Origin of the sequence: Rhodococcus sp. DMU2021 (assembly GCF_019641445.1) — a bacterium.
Taxonomy (GTDB): domain Bacteria; phylum Actinomycetota; class Actinomycetes; order Mycobacteriales; family Mycobacteriaceae; genus Rhodococcus; species Rhodococcus pyridinivorans.
On sequence record NZ_JAIFKB010000056.1, the window covers coordinates 1 to 4,965 of the forward strand.

The following is a 4,965-nucleotide window of genomic DNA, read 5'->3' on the forward strand; positions in this document are numbered from 1 at the left end:
AGTGCCTCTCTCGATGACGGATACTTGACCTTCGACAAGCCAAGAATCCACTACCGGACAGGCACTTCCGTGCTTTACACGCCGGGCTCAGCCCGCATGAGAGGAAATCTCCAGGCTAGGTGTGAGGACTCCTCATATCGCATCCAGGACTCCGGCGTCGAAACGGACGCCGGAGTCCTGGAAACACGCTTGATCGACATCGGTCGGGAGAAGTTCGCGTCCGAAATCTGGGGACGTGCACCACTGCTGACGCGTCGCGCCGGCACATTCACCGACCTGTTCTCCGTCGAGGCAGTCGATGAACTCATCTCGCGCCGAGGACTTCGCACGCCCTTTCTTCGCGTCGCCAAGGACGGGACGACACTGCCGGACTCGTCGTTCACCTCCCCCGGCGGTGTCGGAGCGACCATCTCCGACCAACTCGACGACACGATGCTCTGGCGCAACCTCGCCGACGGTGCCACCCTCGTCCTGCAGGCACTGCACCGCACGTGGGAACCGATCTCGCAGTTCGGCACCGCTCTGAGCGACGAACTCGGACATCCCGTCCAGGTCAACGCGTACATCACTCCACCTCGGAACCAGGGGTTCAGCCACCACTACGACGTCCACGACGTCTTCGTCGTGCAGATCGAGGGAACCAAGAGGTGGGTGATCCACGAGCCTGTCCACCCGGCGCCGCTGCGCAATCAGCCCTGGATCGATCACCGCGCCGCTGTCGCCCGAGCCGCGACAGAGCCGGCGTGCATCGACACCGTGCTCGAACCCGGCGACTGTCTCTATCTACCGCGCGGCTGGATCCATGCCGCCGAGGCCCGAGGGGAGATCTCCATCCACCTCACCGTCGGCATCCATACGTGGACGCGTCACGCACTTGCCGAGCATCTGACCCGAGCAGCGCTCACTGCGCTCGGCGACGATCCTGAGATGCGCGGTGCACTACCCATGGGCATCGACGATCCGGATGACGAGATCACTGCTGTACGTGAGCATCTCATCGCCGCACTGGCCGAGGCGGACGTCGCCTCCCTGTTCCACCGTGCCCGGCGGGAGCAGGCGCGTCCGGCACCGCTGGGGCCGCTCGCCCAATTCGCCGTCGTCCACGATCTCGGCCCCGACACCACGGTGAAACTCCGCAGCGCGCTGTATGGACGTCTGGAAGGTTCACACCTGGTCACGCGCGTGGGCCGTGTCGCCGTGGCGGACGATGAACTGCCGTCTGTCACGCGCCTGCTCGACGGCGGATCCCACCCGACGAAAACCCTCGGGACCGACCTGGTCGAACGGCTGTTGCGCGCAGGGATCCTCGTCCCCGCGGAACAGTGACGGTGCACTGTGGCCTCAGCCGAACGCTTCTTCTGCGCAGACAGTGCCCGACAGCGGGGTGATCCGATGGCCGGCACGGCCCCGCGCGGATTCGTCTGGGTCCTCGTCGAATATCGGGGCAGATGGCCGGTGAACGGGTTCGAGGGGCTCGATCTCGACGCCGCGGCCAAGACGGTCGTGTTCTCCGCCGCGCAGGCGGCCCGCGCACGCATACTGTTGGTCAAGCGCCCGGGCCGTCGTCGCCGCGGTGGGCACGACCAGTGGGCGGTGCTCCGCCGCGAGACCTCGGGCACGGTGCGTCAGCAATGGGGAATGTGGGATCGCGGGGAGGATCTGACACAGATCGTCACCGCCCTCGAGACTCCCGGCGACCTCAGCGGCCCCTCCGTCGTCCTGGTCTGCGCTCACGGTCACCACGATCCGTGCTGCGCCGTGCGTGGACGGCCGGTCGCGCGCGCTCTGGCCGAGCGCTGGCCCGATCAGGTCTGGGAATGCTCGCACGTAGGCGGAGACCGGTTCGCCGCCAATGTCGTCGTCGTACCCGACGGTGTCTACTACGGCGGTCTCGACGCCGAATCGTCCGTCCTCACGATCGAGGAACACTTCTTCGACCGGATCCACCACCACCATCTACGCGGCTACACCGATATGTCTCCGCCTCAGCAGGCCGCGCTCGCTGCCACGCTCCGACGCTTCGGTCCGGCCGGGCGCAGTGATTACACGGTCGCCGAGAGTGTGCGCGAGGGTGATCGCTGGCGGGTCCGGCTCGCCGGTCGTGCACCGCACCCGGAGCGTGTCGACGTCGAACTGCGGGCCCATCGCACTCCCCCGTGCCGATTGACCTGCCGTGGAGCGCCGACGGCTTCGGTCATGGTCTACGAACCCACCTCGGTCCGCGCGGTGTGAGCGGACGGCCGCGCACCCGGCCTGAGGTCGTCACCCCAGCTCTTCCTCCGCCTTCGCGAGGGCCGCGAACTCCTCGTCCGGGGAGTTCGCGACGAGGTGGTGGCGGCTGTAGAGACCGAAGTAGGCCATGAATGCAGCGAACGCGGCGAACGTCCACAGAGCCGCAACAGGATCGACGAGGAAGGTGGCAACCACAGCGGCCGCAGCGATCACCAGCGCGAACGATGTCGTGACGATTCCACCGGGTGTGCGGTACGGACGCCGCATCCCGGGCTCGCGCACGCGCAGCACGATGTGGCTGACCATCATGAGTACATAACTCACGGCGGCACCGAAGACCGCCATGTTGAGGAGCATCGCGCCCTCACCGGTCAGCGACAGGACGAAACCGATCACGCCGGGAACGATCAACGCGAGCATGGGTGCCTTGCGGGAATTCGTCACCGACAGGCTCGTCGGCAGGTAGCCGGCCCGGGACAGCGCGAAAGTCTGCCGCGAGTACGCGTACATGATGGAGAAGAAGCTGGCGATCAACCCGGCGAGCCCGATGTAGTTGACGACCTTCGCCGCTGTCCCGTCACCCAGCGCCTCGACGAGCGGGTTGCCCGAGGTCGACAACCCCTCGGCGCCCAACGCACCGGTCGCCAGGAACAGCACGGTCGCTCCGGTCAGCAAGAGCACCAGCATGCTGGAGATGATGCCGCGCGGCACGTTCTTCTCCGGCTCACGCGCTTCCTCCGCAGCGAGAGGAACGCCCTCGATCGCCAGGAAGAACCAGATCGCGAACGGGACCGCGGCCCAGATACCGAAGTAACCGAACGGCAGGAAGCCCGAGGCGCCGACGGCATCGGTCGGCGCGATGTCCGTGAGATTGTCGGACTCGAACAGTCCCACCGCAGAGACTGCGAAGATCACGAGTCCGACAAGTGCGATGGCGGTGATGACGAACATCGCCTTGAGCGCTTCGCCCGCACCGGTGAGGTGGATGCCGATGAAAATGGCGTAGACAGCGAGGTAGATCCACCGTCCGTCGGTGATCCCGAAGATGTTCAACGATTCGACATAGCTGCCGATGAACGTCGCGATGGCCGCAGGTGCGATCGCATACTCGATGAGAATTGCCGTGCCGGTGGCGAATCCGCCCCAGGGACCGAGCGCGCGACGCGCGAAGGTGTATCCGCCCCCTGCGGCCGGAAGGGCCGACGACAATTCCGCCATCCCGAGCACCATCGCGAAATACATGCCCGCGATGACCACGCCGGCGATGAGCAGACCGCCGAATCCGCCTTCGGCGAGTCCGTTGTTCCATCCGGCGTAGTCACCGGAGATGACATAACTGACACCGAGTCCCGCAAGGAGCACCCACCCTGCGGTTCCTTTACGAAGTGAACGTTTTTCGAGGTATTCGCTCTTCTCGGCGTGGAAGTCGGCGCCGTCGTGGTGCTTACGGGTCCTCGAACTCTTCGATGGTTCTACGACCGACATTCCGTCTCCCTCAGGCGATCGGTTCGTACGGCGGCGTCACGCCGAGGTGGTGGAACGTCGCGCGAGCAGCTGCCGGTGTTCATGAGCTACCCCCCGGGGTCGTGGAGAATCGCGCAACGAGATGGAGTGCAGCCGTGTAACTCGGATGATCCAGCATCCTCCCGGGCGAACAGGGTGTCTGTTCGTTTCTCGAGCGTCGGAGAAGACTGTTGCAACTCTGTTGCGAGCCTGTAATGGAACTCGCGGTTACGTAGCCTACGGGCGGTCTTCTACCAACCGACGACACGTGGAGGATTCGAAGTGACTGCGCTGCTGCTGGCGGTGTCGATCGTGGTTGTGGTTGCGTTCGGATGGGGCGCCTCGGTGGTGTAGCGGGCTCATCGAAGTGTCGTGCGCCGATCCGAGGGTCCGCTCTCGGCCACGGGGCGTACCCGCATGGTGTCGGTCAGGCAGGTACAGGTCACCTTCGATTTCGTCGGACCCGAGCGAAGGCTGCGAAGAATCGGGTGCATCTCGATGTGCGCGTCGGCACAGGCTTGGAGAGCGACGAGCGACTGTCTGCTCTGCAAGCGGAGTCCGACCGACTGGTGACGCTCGGCGCTGCGCAAGTGAAGGTTCTGCACGCCGACGGTGTGGACGAGTCCTGCATCGTCGTGCAGGACATCGAAGGCAACGAGTTCTGTCTGGACTGAGCCCGTATACCTCGAAGTTCCGTGATCCGACAACCGATCACAGAGAAGCGGTGTGGTCCTCGACGATTCGCTCGGCAATTCGAGCGACGGCGACGTTGAGATCCTGTGACAGCGTCCGCAGCATCACGAAGGCGCGGGCGGCATCGACACCGCAGCGCTGCATCAGAAGACCTTTGGCCTGGCCGATGGTGTCTCGGGTGCCCAACGCCGAGCGCAGATGCAGCTCCGCGCGTGCAGCAGTGAGCTCGGCGGCCGCCTGCGCCGCCAGTGCGATGCCCAGCGCTACCGCGGCACCGTCGAAGGCCTGCGGTTTCGATGCGAACAGGTTCAGCGAACCGGCAATGTCGGTGCGGGTGTGGAGTTGGAAGGACAACACGCTGCCGACCCCGACCATCAGGGCTTCTTCCGTGAACTGCGGCCAGCGCATCTCGGATCGGGGTTGCGTCCATCAGGATGGTGTACGAGCCGGATCGGATCCGATGACCGGCGTGTCGTAACCGGACGAAAGACGGTCACCGCGTGATTCTTCGAGAGAGCTACCAACTCGACTCGACGA

The 4,965-nt window shown here is 65.1% G+C and carries 4 protein-coding genes and 1 pseudogene; 3 read left to right on the plus strand and 2 right to left on the minus strand.

Translation table 11 applies throughout. From position 1 onward, the window contains the following. The first annotated feature begins 189 nt into the window (after positions 1 to 189). Both K3M35_RS25340 and K3M35_RS25345 read left to right on the plus strand, forming a co-directional pair. Positions 190 to 1,326: a cupin domain-containing protein gene (locus K3M35_RS25340; RefSeq protein WP_248846250.1), complete on the plus strand. Its 1,137-nt coding sequence runs from the start codon at positions 190 to 192 to the stop codon at positions 1,324 to 1,326. Between the two features lie 66 nt (positions 1,327 to 1,392). Continuing rightward, positions 1,393 to 2,232 carry a sucrase ferredoxin gene (locus K3M35_RS25345; RefSeq protein WP_259444474.1) on the plus strand — a complete coding sequence of 280 codons (840 nt, stop codon included), beginning with the start codon at positions 1,393 to 1,395 and terminating at the stop codon, positions 2,230 to 2,232. Between the two features lie 30 nt (positions 2,233 to 2,262). Here the strand turns inward: K3M35_RS25345 and eat are convergent, their stop codons facing one another. Beyond that, positions 2,263 to 3,717 carry an ethanolamine permease gene (gene eat, locus K3M35_RS25350; protein ID WP_064061016.1) on the minus strand — a complete coding sequence of 485 codons (1,455 nt, stop codon included), beginning with the start codon at positions 3,715 to 3,717 and terminating at the stop codon, positions 2,263 to 2,265. A 452-nt stretch (positions 3,718 to 4,169) separates the two neighbouring features. Between eat and K3M35_RS26525 the strand changes: the two are divergent. After that, positions 4,170 to 4,409 (plus strand): annotated as a pseudogene (locus K3M35_RS26525) (VOC family protein); the annotation flags it as partial. Between the two features lie 37 nt (positions 4,410 to 4,446). On the opposite strand, the gene K3M35_RS25360 reads toward K3M35_RS26525, so the two are convergent. Then, on the minus strand, positions 4,447 to 4,689 hold the full coding sequence (locus K3M35_RS25360; RefSeq protein ID WP_374107791.1) for an ANTAR domain-containing protein: 243 nt from the start codon (positions 4,687 to 4,689) through the stop codon (positions 4,447 to 4,449). Between the last annotated feature and the right edge of the window lie 276 nt (positions 4,690 to 4,965).